This window comes from Blastococcus sp. KM273128 (assembly GCF_021698975.1).
GTDB lineage: Bacteria > Actinomycetota > Actinomycetes > Mycobacteriales > Geodermatophilaceae > Blastococcus.
In genome coordinates, this window is the sequence record NZ_SSXA01000014.1 from 92,002 (window position 1) to 112,958 (window position 20,957).

Annotated in this window: 18 protein-coding genes and 3 pseudogenes; 14 read left to right on the forward strand and 7 right to left on the reverse strand. The window is 71.2% G+C overall.

From position 1 onward, the window contains the following. The 5 genes from rnc to smc all read left to right on the forward strand — a co-directional run bounded on the left by rnc (nucleotide 1) and on the right by smc (nucleotide 5,976). Nucleotides 1-780, forward strand: a complete 780-nt coding sequence (rnc, locus tag E9529_RS06630; protein WP_236830333.1) for a ribonuclease III — start codon at nucleotides 1-3, stop codon at nucleotides 778-780. Nucleotides 781-784: 4 nt separating this feature from the next. Further along, nucleotides 785-1,660 carry a bifunctional DNA-formamidopyrimidine glycosylase/DNA-(apurinic or apyrimidinic site) lyase gene (gene mutM, locus E9529_RS06635; RefSeq protein ID WP_236830334.1) on the forward strand — a complete coding sequence of 292 codons (876 nt, stop codon included), beginning with the start codon at nucleotides 785-787 and terminating at the stop codon, nucleotides 1,658-1,660. Continuing rightward, nucleotides 1,657-1,926 carry an acylphosphatase gene (locus E9529_RS06640; protein WP_236830335.1) on the forward strand — a complete coding sequence of 90 codons (270 nt, stop codon included), beginning with the start codon at nucleotides 1,657-1,659 and terminating at the stop codon, nucleotides 1,924-1,926. Before mutM ends, E9529_RS06640 begins: the two co-directional genes overlap by 4 nt. 149 nt (nucleotides 1,927-2,075) lie before the next feature. Then, nucleotides 2,076-2,267: a hypothetical protein gene (locus E9529_RS06645; RefSeq protein WP_236830336.1), complete on the forward strand. Its 192-nt coding sequence runs from the start codon at nucleotides 2,076-2,078 to the stop codon at nucleotides 2,265-2,267. 142 nt (nucleotides 2,268-2,409) lie between these two features. Beyond that, nucleotides 2,410-5,976, forward strand: coding sequence for a chromosome segregation protein SMC (gene smc, locus E9529_RS06650; protein WP_236830337.1), 3,567 nt, complete (start codon nucleotides 2,410-2,412; stop codon nucleotides 5,974-5,976). Nucleotides 5,977-6,049: 73 nt separating this feature from the next. Here smc and E9529_RS21885 read toward each other — a convergent pair whose 3' ends face one another. From E9529_RS21885 to E9529_RS06660, 3 genes are all read right to left on the reverse strand, one after another. Beyond that, nucleotides 6,050-6,175 carry a hypothetical protein gene (locus E9529_RS21885; RefSeq protein ID WP_255708411.1) on the reverse strand — a complete coding sequence of 42 codons (126 nt, stop codon included), beginning with the start codon at nucleotides 6,173-6,175 and terminating at the stop codon, nucleotides 6,050-6,052. A gap of 424 nt (nucleotides 6,176-6,599) precedes the next feature. Continuing rightward, nucleotides 6,600-6,926, reverse strand: coding sequence for a hypothetical protein (locus tag E9529_RS06655; protein WP_236830338.1), 327 nt, complete (start codon nucleotides 6,924-6,926; stop codon nucleotides 6,600-6,602). A 74-nt stretch (nucleotides 6,927-7,000) separates the two neighbouring features. Continuing rightward, complete coding sequence (locus E9529_RS06660; protein ID WP_236830339.1) at nucleotides 7,001-7,456, reverse strand: ISAs1 family transposase; 456 nt, start codon at nucleotides 7,454-7,456, stop codon at nucleotides 7,001-7,003. A gap of 32 nt (nucleotides 7,457-7,488) precedes the next feature. Here E9529_RS06660 and E9529_RS06665 point away from each other — a divergent pair. The 4 genes and pseudogenes from E9529_RS06665 to E9529_RS22950 form a co-directional block, all read left to right on the forward strand. Beyond that, nucleotides 7,489-8,046 (forward strand): annotated as a pseudogene (locus E9529_RS06665) (transposase); the annotation flags it as partial. 582 nt (nucleotides 8,047-8,628) lie between these two features. Continuing rightward, nucleotides 8,629-9,366 (forward strand): hypothetical protein, encoded by a 738-nt coding sequence (locus tag E9529_RS06670; RefSeq protein ID WP_236830340.1) that lies wholly within the window; start codon nucleotides 8,629-8,631, stop codon nucleotides 9,364-9,366. A 57-nt stretch (nucleotides 9,367-9,423) separates the two neighbouring features. Further along, a complete protein-coding gene (locus tag E9529_RS06675; RefSeq protein ID WP_236830341.1) occupies nucleotides 9,424-10,434 on the forward strand; it encodes a hypothetical protein in 1,011 nt (336 codons plus the stop codon). Beyond that, nucleotides 10,427-11,080, forward strand: a complete 654-nt coding sequence (locus tag E9529_RS22950) for an ABC transporter ATP-binding protein (protein ID WP_374201315.1) — start codon at nucleotides 10,427-10,429, stop codon at nucleotides 11,078-11,080. Before E9529_RS06675 ends, E9529_RS22950 begins: the two co-directional genes overlap by 8 nt. Nucleotides 11,081-12,563: 1,483 nt before the next feature. Here E9529_RS22950 and E9529_RS06680 read toward each other — a convergent pair. After that, a complete protein-coding gene (locus E9529_RS06680) occupies nucleotides 12,564-13,991 on the reverse strand; it encodes an IS1380 family transposase (RefSeq protein ID WP_236830342.1) in 1,428 nt (475 codons plus the stop codon). Nucleotides 13,992-14,140: 149 nt separating this feature from the next. On the opposite strand from E9529_RS06680, the pseudogene E9529_RS22955 reads away from it, so the two are divergent. After that, a pseudogene (locus tag E9529_RS22955) lies at nucleotides 14,141-14,323 on the forward strand (hypothetical protein); the annotation flags it as partial. Here the strand turns inward: E9529_RS22955 and E9529_RS06685 are convergent. Beyond that, nucleotides 14,290-14,490 (reverse strand): hypothetical protein, encoded by a 201-nt coding sequence (locus E9529_RS06685; protein ID WP_236830364.1) that lies wholly within the window; start codon nucleotides 14,488-14,490, stop codon nucleotides 14,290-14,292. The pseudogene E9529_RS22955 and the gene E9529_RS06685 sit on opposite strands and share 34 nt — an antisense overlap. 76 nt (nucleotides 14,491-14,566) lie before the next feature. Here E9529_RS06685 and E9529_RS06690 point away from each other — a divergent pair. Continuing rightward, nucleotides 14,567-15,209: pseudogene (locus tag E9529_RS06690) on the forward strand (integrase core domain-containing protein); the annotation flags it as partial. On the opposite strand, the gene E9529_RS06695 reads toward E9529_RS06690, so the two are convergent. After that, a complete protein-coding gene (locus E9529_RS06695; protein ID WP_236830343.1) occupies nucleotides 15,206-16,006 on the reverse strand; it encodes an endonuclease/exonuclease/phosphatase family protein in 801 nt (266 codons plus the stop codon). The pseudogene E9529_RS06690 and the gene E9529_RS06695 sit on opposite strands and share 4 nt — an antisense overlap. Nucleotides 16,007-16,018: 12 nt before the next feature. Then, nucleotides 16,019-17,698: an alkaline phosphatase D family protein gene (locus E9529_RS06700; RefSeq protein WP_236830345.1), complete on the reverse strand. Its 1,680-nt coding sequence runs from the start codon at nucleotides 17,696-17,698 to the stop codon at nucleotides 16,019-16,021. Between the two features lie 86 nt (nucleotides 17,699-17,784). On the opposite strand from E9529_RS06700, the gene ftsY reads away from it, so the two are divergent. The 3 genes from ftsY to E9529_RS06715 all read left to right on the forward strand — a co-directional run bounded on the left by ftsY (nucleotide 17,785) and on the right by E9529_RS06715 (nucleotide 20,892). Beyond that, nucleotides 17,785-18,999: a signal recognition particle-docking protein FtsY gene (gene ftsY / locus E9529_RS06705; RefSeq protein WP_236830347.1), complete on the forward strand. Its 1,215-nt coding sequence runs from the start codon at nucleotides 17,785-17,787 to the stop codon at nucleotides 18,997-18,999. Nucleotides 19,000-19,222: 223 nt separating this feature from the next. Then, a complete protein-coding gene (locus E9529_RS06710; protein WP_236830349.1) occupies nucleotides 19,223-20,557 on the forward strand; it encodes an ammonium transporter in 1,335 nt (444 codons plus the stop codon). After that, complete coding sequence (locus tag E9529_RS06715) at nucleotides 20,554-20,892, forward strand: P-II family nitrogen regulator (RefSeq protein WP_026856120.1); 339 nt, start codon at nucleotides 20,554-20,556, stop codon at nucleotides 20,890-20,892. Before E9529_RS06710 ends, E9529_RS06715 begins: the two co-directional genes overlap by 4 nt. The last annotated feature ends 65 nt before the right edge of the window (nucleotides 20,893-20,957 follow it).

The window sequence follows — 20,957 nt, forward strand, 5'->3', positions numbered from 1 at the left end:
ATGGGGACGACGGCCGCCGCTCCGCATCCTGACCGGGATGCCGCGGACGGCCGCGTCCCGGCGGAGCCCCCGGGCGGGCCGGAGCACGCCGAGCGGGCCGCCGGCTGGCTCTTCGACGCCCTCGGCGTCGCGCTGCCGGGCGGGCTGCTGCCGCTGGCGCTGACCCACCGGTCCTTCGCCTACGAGAACGGCGGCCTGCCGACCAACGAGCGCCTGGAGTTCCTCGGCGACTCGGTGCTCGGCCTGGTGGTCACCGACGAGCTCTACCGCAGCCAGCCGGACCTCCCCGAGGGCCAGCTGGCCAAGCTGCGTGCCTCCGTGGTCAACATGACCTCGCTGGCCCGCGTCGCCCGGCGCCTCGGGGACGCCGGGCTGGGTCCGCACCTGCTGCTGGGCCGCGGGGAGGAGGCCACCGGCGGCCGCGAGAAGGACTCGATCCTCGCCGACGCGCTCGAGGCGCTCATCGGCGCGCTGCACCTGGGCTGCGGGCTGGACACCGCCGCGGAGATCGTCCACCGGCTGTTCGACCCGCTGCTGGCCGAGGCGGCCACGCGCGGCGCCGGCCTGGACTGGAAGACCAGCCTGCAGGAGCTCGGTGCGGCGCAGGGGCTCGGGGCGCCGGTCTACCAGGTGGACGACGAGGGGCCCGACCACGCCAAGACCTTCCGCGCCGACGTGCTGCTCGCCGGGATCGTCCGCGGCACCGGCACGGGGCGCACCAAGAAGGCCGCCGAGCAGGAGGCCGCCGAGGCCGCCTGGCGCGCGCTGTCGGAGGAGTAGACCCGTGCCGGAGCTACCCGAGGTCGAGGTGGTGCGCCGGGGGCTGGAGCAGTGGGTCGCCGGCCGCACCGTCGCCACCGTCGAGGTGCACCACCCGCGGGCGGTCCGCCGGCACCTCGAGGGCGCCGACCACTTCGTGGCAGCGCTCACCGGGCGGACCGTCACCGCCGCGCACCGCCGCGGGAAGTACCTCTGGCTGCCGCTGGCCGAGCCCGACGGGACGCCGTCCGGGCGGGCGCTGGTCGGGCACCTGGGCATGAGCGGGCAGCTGCTCGTCGAGAAGCCGTCGGCGCCCGACGAGACCCACCTGCGGGCACGGATCACCTTCACCGACCGCGGCCGCGAGCTGCGCTTCGTCGACCAGCGCACGTTCGGGGGGCTGGCGGTGGAGGAGGCCGCCGGGGAGGCGATCCCCGACCGGCTCGCGCACATCGCCATCGACCCCCTCGACCCGTCCTTCGACGTCGAGGCGTTCAGCGCGGCGCTGCGCCGGCGCCGCACCGAGGTCAAGCGCGCCCTGCTGGACCAGACGCTCATCGGCGGGGTGGGCAACATCTACGCCGACGAGTCGCTGTGGCGGGCCCGCCTGCACGGCGCCCGCCCCACCGACCGCCTCACCCGGGCACAGGTGGCCGACCTGCTCGACGGCGTCCGCGACGTCCTGGGCGAGGCGCTCGCGCAGGGCGGCACCTCCTTCGACTCGCTGTACGTCGACGTCAACGGGCAGAGCGGGTACTTCTCCCGGTTCCTCGCCGTCTACGGGCAGGAGGACCGGCCGTGCCCCCGTTGCGGGACGCCGATCCGCCGGGAGCAGTTCATGAACCGCTCCAGCTACAGCTGCCCCTCCTGCCAGCCCCGGCCGAGAGCGCGGCGGGCGTGACCGTCCGGGTCGAGGCGCTGGTCTCCGGTCGTGTCCAGGGCGTCGGGTACCGCTACTTCGTGCGCGGGCTCGCGCAGCGGGCCGGGCTCGCCGGGCACGCGCGCAACCTCCCCGACGGGCGGGTCGAGGTGGTCGCAGAGGGCCCCGAGCCGGCGGTGCGCGAGCTGGTGGCCGCCCTCCACGGGCCGGACGCGCCGGGACGGGTGAGCGGCGTCGACGTCCGCTCCGCGCCCCCACAGGGGCTGGCGGGCTTCACCACGGCGTGACGAACGCGACATCCCCCCGACACGGGAGCCCTGCCCCCGTGCCGTTGACCAGCGTGTCGGGGGCTGTCACCCTGGGAACATCCGGCCCGCGCCGACCGTCCACCGGGGCGGCGGGCACACCCTCTCGCTCTCGAAAGGCCGTCACAGCCATGGCCAAGGCCCTGTTCGGTTCGGTCGTCACCCCCGTGGAACTCCGGGTAGCCGAGGAGAACGCCGCACTGCGGGCCCGGGTGCAGCGGCTCGAGCAGGAGCTCGCCGAGCTGCGCGCCCAGCGCGACGCCGCCATCGCCCACGAGCTGCTCTCGATGGCGGGCGACACCGCCGAGCCCGCGCTCGCCTGAAGAAGGACCCTCTTCCCCCCGCCCCGCGCACGCTCGGGGCGGTGCCCGGAAGGGGCCGCACCCGGAACCGCTCGGTCACAGGCGCACCACCGGCCTCGCAGGCACCCAGCAGCCCGGGATCCCGGGCTAGAGTGCTGATCCCGTGCACCTCTCCAGCCTGACGCTCAAGGGCTTCAAGTCCTTCGCGTCCGCCACGACGCTCCGGCTGGAGCCCGGCATCACCGCCGTCGTCGGCCCCAACGGGTCGGGGAAGTCCAACGTCGTCGACGCCATCTCCTGGGTGCTCGGCGAGCAGGGCGCCAAGAGCCTGCGCGGCGGCAAGATGGAGGACGTCATCTTCGCCGGCACCGCCGGCCGCCCGGCGCTCGGCCGGGCCGAGGTGACGCTCACGATCGACAACGCCGACGGCGCGCTGCCGATCGAGTACACCGAGGTGTCGATCACCCGCCGCATGTACCGCTCCGGCGAGAGCGAGTACGAGATCAACGGCGACAAGGTGCGCCTGCTCGACGTCCAGGAGCTGCTCAGCGACTCGGGCATCGGCCGCGAGATGCACGTCATCGTCGGCCAGGGCCAGCTCGACGCCGTCCTCTCCGGCCGCCCCGAGGACCGCCGCGCCTTCATCGAGGAGGCCGCCGGCGTCCTGAAGCACCGCAAGCGCAAGGAGAAGGCGCTGCGCAAGCTCGACGGGATGCAGGCCAACCTCGACCGGCTGGCCGACCTCACCGCCGAGCTGCGCCGCCAGCTGAAGCCGCTGGGCCGCCAGGCCGAGGTCGCGCGCCGCGCCGCCGGCGTGCAGGCCGACCTGCGCGACGCCCGGCTGCGGCTGCTCGCCGACGACCTGGTCCAGTTGCGCGACGCCCTCGACCGGGACGTCGCCGACGAGACCGCGGCCCGGCAGCGGCGCGCCGTCGTCGAGCGCGAGCTCTCCGCCGTCTCCCGGCGGGAGGGCGAGCTGGAGAGCGAGCTGGCCGCGAGCGCGCCGCGGCTGCAGGCCGCCTCGGACACCTGGTACCGGCTCTCCGCGCTGGGCGAGCGCTTCCGCAGCGTCGCCCAGCTCGCCGCCGAGCGGCACCGGCACCTCTCCGCCGCGGCCCCGTCGGCCGCGACCGGGCGAGACCCCGACCAGCTCGACGCCGAGGCCGACCGCGTCGCCGCGACCGAGGCCGAGCTCGCAGCGGGCCTGCAGGCCGAGCGGGAGCGCCTCGCCGCCGTCGTCGCCGGCCGGGCGGAGCTCGAGACGGCGCTGGCCGCCGCCGAGAAGGCGTGGGTCGCCGCCGCCCGGGCGCTCGCCGACCGCCGCGAGGGGCTGGCCCGGCTCTCCGGGAAGGTGGCGGCCGCGCGTTCGCGGGTGCACGCCGGCGAGGCGGAGATCGAGCGGCTCACCGTCGCCGCCGCCGAGGCCGCCGACCGCGCCGAGGCCGCCGACGAGAAGCTGGCCGACCGGCGGGGCCAGGTCGCCGATCAGGACGACACCGACCTCGCCCTGGTCGCCGCGCACGAGGACGCCGTCGCCGCGCACACCGCCGCCGCCCGCCGGGTGACCGAGCTGGCCGAGACCGAGCGGGCCGCGGAGCGCGACCGCGCCTCCTGGCAGGCCCGCCGCGACGCCCTCGCCCTCGGGCTCACCCCCGCCGACGGCGCGGCCGCGGTGCTCGGGGCGGGCCTGGCGGGCGTGCTCGGCCCGGTCACCGAGCAGCTCACCGCGACCCCCGGCGACGAGGTCGCCGTGGCCGCCGCGCTGGGCGGGATGTCCGACGCCGTCGTCGTCTCCGGTGTCGCCGAGGCCGCCGCGGCGCTGCAGCACCTCACCCGCACCGACGGCGGGCGCGCCGGGCTGCTGGTCACCGGGGGCCTGCCGCCGGTGCCGCGGGACGGCTGGCCGGAGCTGCCGGACGGCGCCCGCTGGGCGCTGGACGCGGTGCGGGCGCCCGAGGCGCTGCGCCCCGCGCTGGCCCGGGCGCTGGAGCGGGTGGCCCTGGTGCCCGACCTGGACGCGGCCGTCGCGCTGGTGCGCACCCACCCCCGGGTCCGGGCGGTCACCGCCACCGGCGACCTCCTGGGCGGGGACTGGGCGCTGGGCGGCCAGACCGACGCCCCGTCCAACCTCGAGCTGCGCGCCCGCGTGGACGAGGCGGCCACCGAGCTCGCGACCGCGACGGAGCGGGCGGCCGGGCTCGCCGAGGAACTGGCCGCGGCCCGTGAGACGGCCCGCGCGCGCTCGGCCGACGTCGACACCGCGCTGGCCGCCCGGCAGGCCGCCGACCGCAGCCGCTCGGCGGTCGCCGCGCAGCTGGCCGAGCTCGGTGCCGCGGCGCGCTCGGCCGCCTCGGAGGCCGAGCGCTCGCTGGCCGCCCGGGTGCGCGCCGAGCAGGCGCTGGAGCAGGCGCAGACCGCGCTGACCGGGCTCGAGCAGCAGCTCGCGGAGGCCGAGGCCGCGCCCGTGGCGGAGGAGCCGCCGACCGAGGAGCGCGACCGGCTGCGTGCCGAGGTGGCCGCCGCCCGGCAGGCCGAGACGGAGGCGCGCCTCGCCGTCCGCACCGCCGAGGAGCGGGCCCGCGCCCTGCAGGGGCGGGCCGAGTCGCTGCGCCGGCAGGCCCGGCAGGAGCGGGCGGCCCGCGAGCGGGCCGCGGCCGCGCGGGTCGCGCGGGAGCGCGGTGCCGCGGTGGCCGACCGGGTGCGCCGGGACGCGGGGACGGCGCTCGCCGCCCTCGAGCGCTCCCTCGTGCGCGCGGCCGCGGAACGGGACGCGCTGGCGTCGTCGCGGAGCGGCGCGGAGGCCGAGCTGCTGGAGGTGCGCAGCCGGGTGCGTGCGGCCACCGCGGAGCTCGACCGGCTCACCGACGAGGTGCACCGCGACGAGGTGGCGCGCACCGAGCAGCGCTACCGCATCGAGTCGCTGGAGACCCGGGCGGCCGAGGAGTTCGGCGTCGACCTGCCCACGCTCATCGGCGAGTACGGGCCGGCGGCCCCGGTGCCGCCCTCGCCGCAGCAGGTGGCCGAGGCCGAGGCGAAGGGGGAGCCAGCGCCGGAGCCGGTGCCCTACGACCGCGCCGTCCAGGAGCGGCGGGTGGCCCGGGCCGAGCGGGACCTGACCACGCTCGGCAAGGTCAACCCGCTGGCGCTGGAGGAGTTCGCGGCGCTGGAGGAGCGGCACACCTTCCTCGCGACCCAGCTCGAGGACCTCAAGACCACCCGCAAGGACCTGCTCACCGTCGTCCGCGAGGTCGACGGCCGCATCCACGACGTCTTCGCCGCGGCGTTCGCCGACGTGGCGCGGGAGTTCGAGCAGGTCTTCGCCACCCTCTTCCCGGGCGGCTCGGGCCGGCTGGTGCTCACCGACCCGGAGAACATGCTGACCACCGGCGTCGAGGTGGAGGCGCGGCCGCCGGGCAAGAAGGTGAAGCGGCTCTCGCTGCTGTCGGGCGGGGAGCGCTCGCTGACGGCGGTCGCGATGCTGGTGGCGATCTTCCGCGCCCGGCCCTCGCCGTTCTACGTGCTGGACGAGGTCGAGGCGGCGCTGGACGACGTCAACCTCGGCCGGCTGCTGGTGCTGGTGGAGCAGCTGCGGTCGACGTCGCAGCTGATCATCATCACCCACCAGAAGCGGACGATGGAGATCGCCGACGCGCTGTACGGGGTGAGCATGCGCGGGGACGGGATCACCGGCGTGATCAGCCAGCGGCTGCGCGAGCTCGAGACCGCCTGACTCACCGACAGAAGAACTCCCAGGAGCATTGCAAAGCCGCGAGATGGCGGTTGACCAGGGAGGACGCCGTTAATCATGCTGCGGTGACGGCGGCGAGGGCGGCGCCGGGTGTCCAGCTGTAGTGCCGCTGCGCGGCGGCGATGTTGGTGCGGCCGGCCAGCCGGGCGATGGTGATCGCGGTGTTGCGCAGCAGGGCCATGTTCTGCGGTCCGGATCCGCCAGTGCCCGCGTAGCCAGGTGGCCAGCAGCACCGCGTCGGCGTACCGGTGACCGAGGGAGGTAATCGCGTAGACGGTCTCGGTGGAGGTCTTGCCGGTGGTGTGGTCGGTGCGCCGGCGGACGACCTTGAGCGCGCGGGCCGCGCCGGGAAACAGGGTTGCAGCGGGCGTGCCGGCCAGGTCGATCACGGTCACCGTGCGGATCTCGTCGCGGCCGTGCCGCCGCGGGGCACCAGGATCGGTGTCCTTGCGCGCGGCGGTCCAGGGCAGGGCGGCCAGCGCCCGGTGCAGGGTCGGCTGGTTGGCCTTGACCGTGAACAGGTAGTGCCCGCCGCAGGCGAGCAGGTAGTCCGCGTGCGAGCGCTGGGCGTGCAGTGCGTCGGCGGTGACCAGCCATCTCCGCAGCTAGGGCAGGGTGTCCAGTGCGGTGACGAAGGCGGCGATTTCGTGGCCGGCCACGACTTCGGTCTGGGTCAGCATTAGGCCGCGGCGGTGATCGATCACGGCCAGCAGCTTGACCTGAGCCCCGTCGGGCCCGCGGCCCAGTCCCCAGGGTCGAGGCAAAGTCGGGACTGGCGGGGTTGACCTGGCCGGACGAGTAACGATCATGCTGGCGGTGAGGCTGGCGGAGGCGCTGCCGGCGCGCCAGCCGGCTCGGCGTTGGGCGCTGGCGATGTTGGTGTGGCCGTCGAGGCGGTGCAGGTTGAGGGCGGTATGGCGCAGCACGGCCATCACCTAGGGTCCGGTGCCGGTGCCGGTGCCGGTGCCGGTGCCGGTGCGGATGCGGGAGGCGTCCTCACCCTGAGTCACATCGCGGACGTGGTGACCCGGTTCTCGATGTCCCAGTGGCCCTGCATCCAGGCGGCCAGCAGGCCGGGGTCGGCCTGGCGGTAGGTCAGCGAGGTGAGCGCGTAGACAATCTCGGTGAAGGTCCGCCCGGTGCGGTTCTCCCGGCGCCGGCGGACGACCTTGATCGCTCGGGTGGCGTGCGGGAACAGCGCGGCGGCCGGGGTGCCCTCGAGGTCGATGACCTTGATCGAGCGGGACTCGGTGCGGCCGTGGGCGCGCTGCCGGCGCCGGGATCTGGGGGCCTGGGCCCACGGCAGGACGGCCAGCGCCCGGCGCAGAGTGGGCTGGTTGCCTTTGACGGTGAACAGATAGTGCCCGCCGCGCTCGCGCAGCCAGGCGGCGTGTTCGCGCTGGCAGTGCAGCGCGTCGGCGGTAACGAGGACCTGGCACAGGTCGGGCTCGTCGGCCGCCACCCGAGCGGCTCGTGCGCCAGCCGCCGACCGCGGTGATGGACCCCTTCCACGTCGTGCGCCTGGCCGGCGACGCGCTGGACCGCTGCCGACGTCGGGTCCAGCAGGACCTGCACGGCCACCCCGGCCGCGCCGACAACCCCCTCTACCGCGCGCGACGCGTCCTGCACACCGGCGCCGGCCTGCTCACCGACCGGAGCCAGCAGCGGCTGACCGCGCTGTTCGCCGCCGACGACCACGTCCAAGTGGAGGCCACCTGGCGCATCTACCAACGCATGATCGGCGCCTACCGTGAGCCCGACCGGGCCAAGGGCCGGCAGCTGATGAGCAGCCTGATCGACGCGCTCGGCCGCGATGCCTCGGCCGCGCTGACCGAGCTCATCACGCTGGGCCGGACGCTGAAGAAGCGCGCCGCCGACGTGCTGGCCTACTTCGACCGGTCCGGCACCAGCAACGGACCGACCGAGGCGATCAACGGCAGGCTCGAACACCTCCGCGGCTCCGCGCTCGGCTTCCGCAACCTCACCAACTACATCGCCCGGAGCCTGCTCGAGACCGGCGGCTTCAGGACCCGACTACACCCTCAATCGTAAAGAGCCATCAAACTGCCGACACCTATCCCAGTCGCGATTATTGATTAGATTGTGACCTATGAAGGATGCGGGCTGCGAAGACGACGGGTGCAGCGAGGGGTTGACACGCAGGATGGGGTCTGCCAGCGTTCCCCGCAGTCCCCGGGATCGATGATGGGCGTTAGGGGTCTACGCCTGTCGGCTTCAATCAATTGTTCCGCTGCTTGACTGGTACGACCGCTCCCGCTGGAGCGTGTGGTCTCATCTCTCAGAGAGAGGAACTACCCGAGTCATGACTCAGCGACGACTTCCTATTCTCGCCGTTCTGCTTACGTCCCTTGCAATCGCCTCAACGGCGGCTGCCATGCCCGCTCAAGCCTACGGCAACTGTGCATTCCAGAACATCATCAAGACGGTCGATGACTACTCGGAGACGAAGGAACTGACAGGCTATCAGTGCTCAAGAATTGGGGCGCAACACGAGTACTGGCCCCAGGGCGGGTCGAAGTCGTACTGGACGAGTTGGAGGTACACCGAAACCCTTCGGTATGTCCGCTCCAGTCCGCAGCCCGAAATCATGAGAGGTCGGGGCGTCGGCTACTCATGACCAACGCAATCGACAAGGTGATGCGCCCTGAACCCAGCTTCCAGCTCGGGGCGCTCATCTCTGTCAGCCTGGTGCTCGTGACAGCCTGTGGAACCTATAGTAGCGCGGACTCGGGCGAGTTTACGAACGTGGAGAGCCCTGCCATCGCCACCGACACGCCGTATGACCCAAGCAATCCGCTCCGCTCGATAATCGATTCGGACGCAATGCGCGGTCTCGACTCATCCCTGCGCATCGTGGATCCTGAGCAACTCGCCGCGTCACTAACAGCTGCTGGCCTCGACTCTGCGCAAGTAGAGGCGCTCCGGGCCCAAGATTTGACACTTGAAACGTACGTTAGACTTATACAGCTCGAAGTGGCTTGCTTAAAGGAGCAAGGAATTGAGGCATCCGATCCGCAAGTTGTAACTGCTGAGTATGGCGTGCAAATTCCCGTCTACGGCTACCCCTCGACGGTGCCAGGGTTATCCGAAACGGAGATTGGATATCGACAAATCTCGTGTCAAAACCGTTTCACGGGCGCCTATCAGACCCTATACATGGCCAAGTTTCTTCCGTCCGAGGAGGAGCGGACCCGGATAGATATCGTAGCAGCCAACCGATTCCTGGCTTGCGCCCGCAGCCTTGGGGTTACGCCACCATTGGATGAAGTGCGCAACGCAGTTGAACTCAATCAATTCAACGACTGGTACATGACGCCTGAGGCGGATATTGACTGCTCCTTGGACCTTTAGGCGGAACGCTTGGCGAATCCCAGATGCTTGGGCGTGGAGGGCGGACTCTTGCGAGGCGTGATTTCGCTCGGAGCCATCGTGATAGCGCTCGTCGGTTTGACGTACGGAGCATGGAGTTCGACGGACGCGATCTCAGTGCTCGAAACGGATACGAGAGTCGAGCTAGAGTCTGCAACTCCGACGTCGGTGACCGTAACTGGGCTTAGCTCCGTAACGATCCAGTTGACGGATGTAGTGTCGCAGTCCGTGTACAGCCCGGTTGGCGGCACCGTTACATTCGTGACGGCTTCCAGTACCTTGCGCGCCGGTGACGTAATTGCCACGGTTGATGACCGTCCGATTGTGGCGTTCACCGGTGATGCGCCCCTGATTGCGGACGTCGCGCCGGGAGACCGTGGCCCCAACGTCGCGCGCGGCCTTCAGTATCTGAAGACCCTAGGCTTCTACGCTGGGGACGTAACAGTAATCGCTCCGCCGTCGTTCTCTAGGGCAGCGCAAAAATACAACATGGCAATGGGGCGGGCCAATGATGGCCAGGTCCTCGCCGCCGCTGGAACGGCTTGGATCGGGACCGAGGACGGCGCGGCGTTCGCGTCCCGAGTCATGACGGGGGACGTCATCCCGCAGCATGCACTCCTTGGTGCTGGCGCAATCGTGTCAGCCACGGCCACGGTGACTGAAGGCTCGGGTGTCGCCCCGGTGGCTCGGGGGAAGCGACTCGTCGGAACGATAGATGGAGTCGCGGTAAGTTATGAAGAGGGCAGTGGGCGTATCGAACCGGCCACTGCTAGAGCTCTCGCGGCGCTTGGGCGAACAGACTTTCTAGTCCAGCTCACACTGCCCGAATCCTTCGAAGCTTTAGCGATCCCGAGTGGTGCGCTCATCGGCTCCGGGCTCAACGTGTGTGTTGTGGAGGTCGCCTCAGGCGACATGCCGGGGAAAGTCGCGCGGGTGACTACCTTAGGCGAGCAGCCGGGATTGGTCCTGCTTGAGCACGCGCCAGGGGTGCCAAAGCGTGTCATTGCCAATCCATGGGAACTCCCGACTCAGCCGGCTTGCGATGAGTGAGGATTGGTCGCTCCGAGCCGATGCTGTGTCGGTGAGCTATCCCGGCAGAGTCATATTGAGATCGGTGAGTCTTCAATTGCAGAGTGGTCGGTCAACCGCGATAGTCGGACCGTCTGGATCCGGCAAGACGACGCTGCTCGCCGTGCTTGGCGGACTGAGACCGCCGAACTCAGGCTCTGTCCAGCTTAGGGATCCGCTGGGCGATCTGAAGCCAGTTGGAGCACATGCTTCGTGGATCCTCCAGACGACTAACGCGTTGGGGCGCCGTACAGTATTGGAGAACATTCTGCTCGGGTCCCTGCTCGATCAACGCTCGGACAGATATCGCACGAAACGAGCCATGCAGGCGATAAAGGACGTAGGGCTCGCGTCGGTTGCAGAGGCACCGGCACGAACGCTATCGGGTGGCGAGACCCAGCGGATGGCGATAGCACGCGCCCTGGTTGCCGAACGTCCTTTTGTGCTGGCGGACGAGCCAACCGGGCAGTTGGATCGCGTCACGACGGAGCATGTGCTGGATAGGCTCTTCGCCAACCCCGTGCTCGGACTCGTGGTCGCCACACACGATCCTCAGGTCTGGGAGCGATGTGATCGAATCATCCGGATCGACGAGCTGGTATGTGCGGACATCCCTCTGAGGGGCTGAAGCTTCGAAGGGCATGGCGCGAAGCATGTCACGCGTTATTATCCGGGGGACTTCGTGCTTATGCAATGGTATTTGCCATAGGTATCGCCCTGCTCGCTCCTGGCGTTGCGGACGCTCGCTATGTGCACCAGGTCGCCGTTCAAGAGGAAGCCCTGCTGCTAGCAGGAGCAACGGCCATGATTGTCGCTGGTGATGAACTTGTCAACGTGGATGCATGCGAGAAGCTGGCGGAATCGCGCGCAGTACTGGCTTCGGGAAGTGTTGCGATGAACGTAGCGACAATGGTGCGGAGTAGTGCCTCACCCCTCAGTGCTCCAGTTGCTAGCGTTAGCCCTGGCCTGCTTGAGGTATTGCATTCCTTGCGATTGACTTCATTTGCGACGGGAGGCGCGTCGGAGGAAGCCCCTGGGGCCGTCGCGTATAGTACAGATGAACTAGCCGCGCAGTTAGGGCTGGCGCCCGGGGTGAGTAGATACGAACTGCATAGTGGAGGTTCGAGCTCCCCGACTACGGTCGTTGCTCTTATTCAGTTGAGCAAGATTCTGCCGGCTTCTGCGGGGTCCGCTGCCGTCGTGCATGAGCCAAGCCGTGAAGCCGCGGATGTATGCGTCATTCTTGCAAAACCGGGCCGCGTTGCAGCGGCTGAAGCGCTAGCGGGAGTCGTCGCTCCTAACGCTGCCGCTGTCGACCGAGTGCCCAGGCCTGTGCTGTACGAATCTCAGTTCACATTCAATCCGGTGTCGACGGTTATTGAACGTCCAACGCGGCATCTCTGGGTCTTTGGAGGTATTGCCGCAGGAGCGATCTGGTGCGTTTCTCTAGGCTTTCGCCGCAGCGAGGTAGGACTTTATCTAAGTCTAGGAGTTCGACGTGTCGACGTGTCCCTAATCCGTGGGCTCGAAGGTCTTGTCACCATTGCTGCCGGCTTCTTAGTATGCGTTCCGGTGCTCATAGCGCTGAGTCTGGCGGCTCCAACAGTAGGGGTCTACATGACAGCAGTGATGGGCCCCGAAGTCGTGGCGAGTAGTGGCCTCGCAGCGATCATCGGAGGGGTACTTGGCGGGTTGACCGCTGCCATTGGTGATGCATCGGCGATGGTCAAGGATCGGTGAAACTTCCGAGCAGTCGCATATCATCTAGAAGTCGTTACGGGAGGTCGGGGCGTCTCGCACGGGAATTGTGTTGGCCGGAAATCAGGGGAACTGCATTGTCCGGAAATGGGCGGCGACCAGCCATGGCGATTGCACAGTCGGGGCGGGCGTCTGATCTGGGGTGTAGGGCAGACACGGACCGTGTGGCGAGCTGAGGGTGTTTAACCCGGATCTTTCGTGATCTTGTCCTGCTTGATCGTCGTCGGGGTTCTTGCCCTGCTGGGGTGTGAGGATCGCATCGGGGTGTGACGGTTCGCCCGATGTCGTTCGGGTGGGTGCCGGTTCCACGTTCCGGTTGAGTTCTCGGGTCGTCGGGGCAGGGGGCCGGCGGGTCAGCCGGTCGCGGCCCTCGGCGGTGGGGCGGTCAGTCGCGCGAGTGCGTCGAGCGCGGCCAGGACCAGCGCGGTGAACGGTGCGGTGGCGGCGAGGTGCAGCAGTCGGCGTCGCCCGGTGCGGGCGGCTCGGGCGGGGATGGAGAACAGCCGGAGCCGCAGCTTCTTGGGTTCCCAGCGGCGGGCGGCTTCGTGTCCGGGGTGCCCGGTCAGGGCGAGGGTCTGCATCCAGGCGGTGAGTTCGCAGGCCAGCGCCACGATGGCGCACCAGATCTGGTTCTGCGCCAGGTCGTGCAGCGGCAGGTTGGTCAGCCCGGTGTCTTTGGCAGCTCGGATGCGGTCCTCGGCCCGGGCTCGGCGGCGGTGCCGAAGCTCGAGATCGGCCAGCTGACCGCGGGTGGTGTTGGTGACGAACGCCGTCACCCGCAATCCGTCGACGTCGGTGATCCGCAGCTGCGCACCGGGGTGCGGGCGTTCCTTGCGCACGATCAGCCGCATCCCGGCCGGCCAGGAGGTCAGGTCGAACAGGTCGGTGACCTCGGCGACCCAGGCGCCGGGGCGGAGCTGGCCGTCGGCGTCGTAGGCCGGCTCCCACACGTGCTCGGGGATCGTCGCCAGCGTGGCCTGGATCGTGGCGAGGTCACCGGGCAGGGAGAACCCGACGGAGTAGGACAACCGGCGGCGGGTCAGCCAGGCCAGCAGCTCGTGGGTGCCACCGGCCCCGTCGACGCGGATGAGCACCTTCTTCCCGCGGGTGTGACCGCCGGGCAGCTGCGCCAGCGCCGCGGTGATCACGGCCTTGTGGTCGACCACGGTGTTGGACCCGGCGTTGCCCCGGCGCAGCTGGAACGCCAGCGGCTCCCCGGTGCCGGCGGCGCCGTGGTCGACGAACGCCCACAGCGGGTGGAAGCCGAACCCGCGCTTGAACGTCGGCGCCGCCGCTTCCTTCTCCGAGTGCGCGGTCACCAGCGTGGCGTCCACGTCGATCAGCACCGGCGCCGAAGCATCCGCGTCGTGGTCGGGGGCGAGCTCACCGGCCAGCGCCCACGCCTGGGCTCGCGCCTGCGCGCGGGCGGTGTTGATCGCTGCCAGCGCCGCCGGGGCGTCGGCGGCCAACGCGTCGATGCAGCGCGAGACCGTCGGGTCCGACGCCACGCGCCCGAACACCTCGGGTGCGGCGCGCAGCTGGGCGATGTCGGCCAGGCAGTCCCCGCCGATCGCGAGGCTGACCGCCAGGTCCAGGACGATCTTCGCCGGGTCGTGGATCGCCAGCGGCCGCCGCCACGGCGCCAGCGCCTTCGACAGCCCGGCCGACAGGCCGACGGTCTGCGCGGTCCGCAGCAGCAACGTCGCCCCGGCGTTCGGCACGACGCTCGCCCCGCCGCCATCCACTGTGAGCGCCGGGTACGGCCCGGTAGTCTTCTTCACCAGAAAGGTGCTCCGGTTCCTGCGAAGTTGTGACCCTAGACAAGCCACATCTTCCCAGCTCAGGAGCACCTTTCCTACGTCTGGAGCCGGACGATCACGACCCGGCGTGAAAGCCCCGGGCAAATCCGTGATCACCTGCGAGAAGGCCCGTGCCCGCGTCCTCATCTTCCCTGTCCAGGTTCATCAACGCTGTCACCGGCACCGCGGCGCCCGATGACGACCTGTCGGTAGCTCAGTCGATCAGGCTCCTTCAGGCGCTGTCGGCGATCCCTGATCCGCGTCGTCGACGGGGTCGTCGTCACAGCCTGCAATCGGTTCTGCTGGTCGCGGTCTGCGCGGTGCTGGCCGGTGCGCGCACGTACGCCGCGATCGGCGACTGGGCTGCCTCGGCCAGCAGCCCGTCGATCGCCTCTGGGGACAACATCCCGGCCAGCCGCTCAGCAGGGCCGGGGGTGCCCGACGCCGGCTCCGGCGTCGAGGCGTTGGTCATGGTGGTCAAGGGTGCTCCTGTTCCAGCTGCCGGGTCAGCCAGGACAGCTCTCTCAGGCCACGCCCCCTACACAGTTCATGAGACACGCTCTCCGCCGCTGCGCTGGACCGACCCGGCCACCGGCGTGCGGGTACGCTCCTCCCGGCCGGCGCCGCGACGCTACGAGCACGCGGCCCCGGCGACCTGGTGCACGTGGACATCAAGAAGCTGGGCCGCATCCCCGACGGCGGCCACCGGGTGCACGGCCGGGCCACCGGACGGGTCATCAAGAAGCAGGCAAGCCCGGCTACGCCTACATTCACCACGCCGTGGACGACCACTCCCGGCCGGCCTACTCCGAGATCCTCGGCGACGAGCGCCAGGAGACCGTCGCGGCGTTCTGGCAGCGCGCCAGCGCCCACTTCCTCGCCTGTAGAATCACCGTCAAGCGGGTGCTCACCGACAACGGCTTGGCTTACCGCTCTCAGCTGTTCGCCGAGACCCTCGGGGAGTCGATCACCCACTAGCCGACTCGGCCCTACCGGCCACAGGCCAACGGCAAGGTCGAGCGGTTCAACCGAATCCTGCCTGAGGAGTGGGCCTACGCCCGCCCGTACGCCAGCGAAGCCGAGTGCGTCGCGGCCTACCCGGAGTTCCTGCACCGGTACAACCATCACCGCAGGCACACCGCGCTCGGCGGTCTCTCACCCGCCGCGCGCGTCACCAACCTCTCGGGGTCCTTCAGCTAGACGCCGGAGCGGACCTCGAGGTCGACGACGACCGGCAGGTGGTCCGAGGCGCCCCCGGCGTCGAGCACGTGGGCCCCGGCGACGGCGACCCCCGGCGAGACCCACACCTGGTCGATGCGCCGGTGCGGCGAGCGCGCCGGGTGGGTGTGGCCGGCGTCGGACTGCCAGAACCGCCAGCCCGACTGGTCGTCCCGCGCCCGGGCCAGCCGCCAGGCGTCGGTGAACCGCTGGCGCAGCGCGTCGAGCTCCGGGGCGTCGGGGGCGGTGTTGAAGTCGCCGACCAGCACGCCGGTCTCCATCGAGTCGGTGTGCAGCGCGGCCAGCGCCTCGACCTGCGCCCGCCGCTCGTCCGCCGAGCGGGTGGTGAGGTGGGTCGCGGTCACCCACAGCGCCCCGCCGTCGAGCTCCACCATCGTGCGGAGCGCGCTGCGCGGCTCGCCGCTGCCGGGCAGCCGGTGCACGTCGCTGATCAGGATCGGCAGCCGCGACAGGAGCGCGTTGCCGTACTGGCGGGGCGGCTGGTCGCCGGGCCGCTCCTCGTCGATCGCCGGCCCCCAGGCCAGCTGCATGTCCAGCGCCCGCGAGAGCAGCAGCGCCTGGTCGACGTCCTCGCTGCGCGGGCCGAAGTACCGGTCCACCTCCTGCAGGCAGATGACGTCGGCGTCCACCGCGGCCAGCAGCTTGGCCAGCCGCGGCAGGTCGTGGCGCGCGTCGGCGCCCACGCCGTGGTGGGTGTTGAAGGTGACCAGGCGGACCGGGATCGGCGGCTGGTCGGGACCAGGGGCCGGCTTGCTCACGCCGCCACCTTCTCAGGCATCCGACAGCGGGGCGTCGAGGACCTCGCGCAGCCTGCCCGCCCCGCGCTCGCTCACCGACAGGACGAAGCGCGCCTCGCGGCCGTCGAGCACCAGCTCACCGATCTGGTTGCCGAAGTAGGGCCCGGCCTGCTTCTCCCACTCCAGGCCCGCGGGCTCGGCGCCGACCCACCGCGCGAGCGCTTCCGTGAGCCGCCGGGCGCGCCGGCTCCAGCCGATGCGGAACGCCACCTTGATCGGGTGCGGTGCCTGGTTGTGCAGCGGGGAGACGGTCAGCTGGTGCACGCGCGAGGTCAGCCCGCCGGGTTCGACGACCTCGGCCGCGTAGGCGTGGTGGACGTCGCCGGAGAGGACCAGCGCCGTCGCCGGGGGCCGGCCGTGCTCGCCGCGGGCGACCGACAGCAGCGCCCGGCCCAGCCGGTCGAAGGAGTGCCCGAACGCCGCCCAGTGCTCGAGGTCGGCCAGCTGGCGCACCTGCTCGGCCAGCCGGCCCCGCCACCGGCCGTGGTGGCGCACGTTCAGGGTGGCGTTCCACCGCTCGAGCGAGTCGACGGCGTGCGGCAGCAGCCACGGCAGCGAGGTGCCGACGACGAGGTGCTCGACGCCGTCCTGCACGGCCTGGGCCATCGCGGCCTCGACCCAGCCGAACTCGTCGTCGTCGAGCATGCGGCGGCCGGTCTCCTCCAGCACCCGGCCGGCGCGGCTGTCGACCATCACGAGCCGCGCGTCGCCCCAGTGCCGCACGAAGCTCCAGCGCACGCTCGCCGGGTCGGCGTCGGCACGGACGGCCATCTCCCGGAGGATCGGCTCGGCGTCGACGGGGGCGCCCCCGGCGGCGTCCACGAGGTCCTGGACGGCGTGCCACACCTTGTTCTCGGCCAGCTCCTGCGGGCTGAGGTTGCCCAGGTGCTGGTAGACCCAGTAGCTGATCAGCCCGCCGGTGATCCGGCCGTTCCACCACGGCTGGTCCCGCATCGTCCGCCGCCAGACGGCGGAGGTGTTCCAGTCGTCGACCATCTCGTGGTCGTCGAAGATCATCGACGACGGGATGGTGGAGAGCAGCCAGCGCACCTCCGGGTCCCGCCAGGACTCCAGGTAGAGGTGCGTGTACTCCTCGAAGTCCGCCACCTGCGCCTTCGGCGCCGACGCCCGCTGCCCGCGGTCGCGGCGGTGGACCAGCCGGCGGCGGGTCCGCTCGGTGAGCTCGTCGGCGTAGACCTGGTCACCGAGGAGCACCAGCGCGTCGGGCCACTCCTCCTCCGGCCGGGCGGCGAGCTGCCGGGCGTACAGGTCGAGGGCGTCGGGCGGGATGCCCTCGGACTCCTCGACGGTGCGGCCGCTGGCGTACCGGCACGACCCGAAGGCCAGCCGGAAGGGGCCGGGCCGCCCGGGGGTGCGGATGCGGCTGGTCGGGAAGCCCGAGCCGGCCTGCGGCCAGACGAGGGCGCCGTCGAGCCGCACGTCGTAGGGCGTGGTGCTGCCGGGGGCGAGGTCCTCCACGAGCACCAGGGCGAAGTGGTGGCCGCCGACGGTGAAGGTGCGCGCCCGCCGCCCGAGGACGTCGACCTCGCAGGGGCGGTCGGTCTCCACCCAGACGGTGGCCGAGACGGGGTCCACGTGCCGCAGCAGGGGGCCCAGCACGAGGGCGGGGGAGGGTGGGTCGGACGGCGGCATGGGCACAGCCTCGCGCATCCGGCCCGGCGTGCGGGTACCCGCCGTCCCGGAGGTGCTCCGGGGGGCGGTGCTGGAAGACTCGCGGCATGGAATTCGTGCTGATCGCGATCGCGATCCTGGTCGTGGCGCTGATCCTCGGGGTCAGCCTCCTCGTCGGCCGCGGCAGGCGGACCACGCGTCTCGACGACGACGCCGCCAGCGGCACGACGCTGACCAGGCCGCGGCCCCCCGCACCCCCGGCGCCGCGGCCCACGGGCGCCACCGCGTCGGGTCAGGGCCTCCAGGACCAGCCCGACGCGGTCGTCCCCGACGCGCCGCCCACGGTCGAGCTGCCCCCGGCCGAGCCCGAGCCGGGGCTGGTGTTCGACCAGCCGGCCCCCTCGGCCGGCCGGCTGGTCAGGCTGCGCTCGCGGCTGGCCCGGTCGCAGTCCTCGCTCGGCCGCGGCCTGCTCACGGTGCTGGCCCGGGAGAAGCTGACCGAGGACGACTGGGAGGAGATCGAGGAGACCCTGCTCGCCGCCGACGTGGGCGTCTCCGCGACGACCCAGATCGTCGAGCGGCTGCGCACCCAGTCGATGGTGCTGGCCACCGCGTCGGGCGCCGAGCTGCGCGAGCTGCTGGTCGACAACCTCGCCGCCGTCCTGGGCCCGGACCTCGACCGGTCGCTGGGCACGTCGCGGCACGAGGGCCGGCCCGGCGTGGTGCTGGTCGTGGGCGTCAACGGCGCCGGGAAGACCACCACCGTCGGCAAGCTCGCCCGCGTGCTCGTCGGCGACGGCAAGAGCGTGATCCTGGGTGCGGCCGACACCTTCCGCGCAGCCGCCGCCGACCAGCTGGAGACCTGGGGCGAGCGGGTGGGCGTGCTGACCGTCCGCGGCCGCGAGGGCGGCGACCCCGCCGCGGTGGCGTTCGAGGCGGTCCGCACCGGCGTCGAGGCCGAGGTGGACACCGTCGTCGTCGACACCGCGGGCCGGCTGCACACCAAGTCCGGGCTCATGGACGAGCTGGGCAAGGTGAAGCGGGTCGTGGAGAAGCAGTCGCCGGTCACCGAGGTGCTGCTGGTGCTCGACGCCACCACCGGCCAGAACGGCGTCGTGCAGGCCCGGGTGTTCACCGAGGCGGTCGAGGTCACCGGCGTGGTGCTCACCAAGCTCGACGGCACCGCCAAGGGCGGCATCGTCGTCCGGGTGCAGCAGGAGCTGGGCATCCCGGTGAAGCTGATCGGCCTGGGGGAGGGCCCCGACGACCTCGCGCCGTTCGAGCCGCGGGTGTTCGCCGAGGGGCTGGTCGGCGAGGGGTGAGCCCCTCGGTCGGTGGGTGAGGGAGGGCGTCCGGGCGGGTGCGCAACACGGACGCAACGCGAGGGCGGGACACGCGGCGAGGAGTTCACGCCCGTGAAACGCGGCGCCGACATCGTCGGAAACACGCGCCCGGCACGGTGAACGCCGCGTCGCCCCTCCCGCACGGAGGGCCCGAGCCCACCGATCCGGCCGCCCGGCCGACGACCCGACACAGGAGGTTGCCGTGGTCAACACCGGCGACACCGCCTGGATCCTCACCAGCGCGGCGCTCGTGCTGCTGATGACGCCAGGCCTCGCGCTCTTCTACGGCGGCATGGTCCGCGCCAAGAGCGTTCTGAACATGATGATGATGAGCTTCGGGGCGCTGGCGCTGATCAGCGTCCTCTGGGTGCTCTACGGCTACTCCATCGCCTTCGGCGACAGCGTCGGCGGCGCCGGCCTGCTCGGAGACCCGCTGGAGTACTTCGGATTGAACGGCCTGATGGAGGACGCCACCAGCGAGGCCGGCGGGCTGCCCGTCATGGCGTTCGTCGGCTTCCAGGCCGTCTTCGCCATCATCACCGTCGCGCTGATCTCCGGCGCCATCGCCGACCGCGCCAGGTTCGGCGCGTGGATGGTCTTCGCCGGCATCTGGGCCACCATCGTCTACTTCCCGGTCGCCCACTGGGTCTTCGCGTTCGACGGCGACGACGTCATCGGCGGCTGGATCGCCAACGACCTGGCGGCGCTCGACTTCGCCGGCGGCACCGCCGTCCACATCAACGCCGGTGCGGCCGGCCTGGCGCTGGCCCTCGTGCTCGGCAAGCGTCGCGGGTTCGGTCGCGAGGCCATGCGGCCGCACAACCTGCCCCTGGTGATGATCGGCGCCGGCCTGCTCTGGTTCGGCTGGTTCGGCTTCAACGCCGGCTCCTCGCTGGCCGCGAACAACACCGCCGCGGTGGCCTGGGTCAACACCCTCGTCGCCACGGGTGCGGCCATCCTCGGCTGGCTGCTCGTGGAGAAGATGCGCGACGGCCACTCCACGTCGCTGGGTGCGGCCTCCGGTGTCGTCGCCGGTCTGGTGGCGATCACCCCGGCCTGCAACGCGGTCTCGCCGATCGGCGCGATCATCATCGGCGCCATCGCCGGAGCGCTGTGCGCCCTGGCCGTGGGCCTCAAGTACAAGCTGGGCTACGACGACTCGCTCGACGTCGTCGGTGTCCACCTCGTCGGCGGGCTCTGGGGCACCATCGCCATCGGCTTCCTCGGCACGGCGGCCGCCCCCTCCGGTGTCGACGGCCTCTTCTACGGTGGTGGCGTCGACCAGCTCTGGCGTCAGGTCGTCGGTGCCGCCGCCGTCCTGGCGTTCTCCTTCGTCCTCACGCTGGTGATCGGCTTCGCGATCCAGAAGACGATGGGCTTCCGCCTCACGGAGGACGACGAGGTCACCGGTATCGACACCGTCGTGCACGCGGAGTCCGGCTACGACTTCGCGTCGCTCGGCGGCAGCGGCTCCACCGCCCCACTGGCCGGGCAGGCACGCGCCGAGGCCCGCAACACCGAGAGGACCCTGGCATGAAGCTGGTCACCGCGATCGTCAAGCCGTTCAAGCTGGACGACGTCAAGAACGCCCTCGAGCTGATCGGCATCGCCGGGCTCACCGTCAGCGAGGTCCAGGGCTTCGGCCGGCAGCGGGGGCACACCGAGGTCTACCGCGGCGCCGAGTACCAGGTGGACTTCGTGCCCAAGGTCCGGATCGAGGTGGTCGTCAGCGAGCTCGACGCCGCCCGGGTCGTGGACGCCGTCGTCGAGGCGGCCTCCACCGGCCAGATCGGGGACGGGAAGGTGTGGGTGACCACGATCGACGAGATCGTCCGGGTCCGCACCGGTGAGCGCGGGGACGACGCCCTGTAGGCGAGCGTTCCGCGAGCAGCTCGACGGCGTCGGCCGGGGTGGTGGGGTCACCCGCCCCCCGGCCG

What these genes read in the sequence shown, in the direction of transcription:
- E9529_RS06655 (WP_236830338.1), bottom strand. Translation starts at nt 6,926, where the DNA reads ATGGCCGTGCTGCGCCATACCGCCCTCAACCTGCACCGCCTCGACGGC.
- E9529_RS21885 (WP_255708411.1), bottom strand. Translation starts at nt 6,175, where the DNA reads ATGGCCCTGCTGCGCAACACCGCGATCACCATCGCCCGGCTGGCCGGC.
- E9529_RS06670 (WP_236830340.1), top strand. Translation starts at nt 8,629, where the DNA reads ATGACCAACGCAATCGACAAGGTGATGCGCCCTGAACCCAGCTTCCAG.
- ftsY (WP_236830347.1), top strand. Translation starts at nt 17,785, where the DNA reads ATGGAATTCGTGCTGATCGCGATCGCGATCCTGGTCGTGGCGCTGATC.
- rnc (WP_236830333.1), top strand. Translation starts at nt 1, where the DNA reads ATGGGGACGACGGCCGCCGCTCCGCATCCTGACCGGGATGCCGCGGAC.
- E9529_RS06700 (WP_236830345.1), bottom strand. Translation starts at nt 17,698, where the DNA reads ATGCCGCCGTCCGACCCACCCTCCCCCGCCCTCGTGCTGGGCCCCCTG.
- E9529_RS06715 (WP_026856120.1), top strand. Translation starts at nt 20,554, where the DNA reads ATGAAGCTGGTCACCGCGATCGTCAAGCCGTTCAAGCTGGACGACGTC.
- E9529_RS06645 (WP_236830336.1), top strand. Translation starts at nt 2,076, where the DNA reads ATGGCCAAGGCCCTGTTCGGTTCGGTCGTCACCCCCGTGGAACTCCGG.
- E9529_RS22950 (WP_374201315.1), top strand. Translation starts at nt 10,427, where the DNA reads ATGAGTGAGGATTGGTCGCTCCGAGCCGATGCTGTGTCGGTGAGCTAT.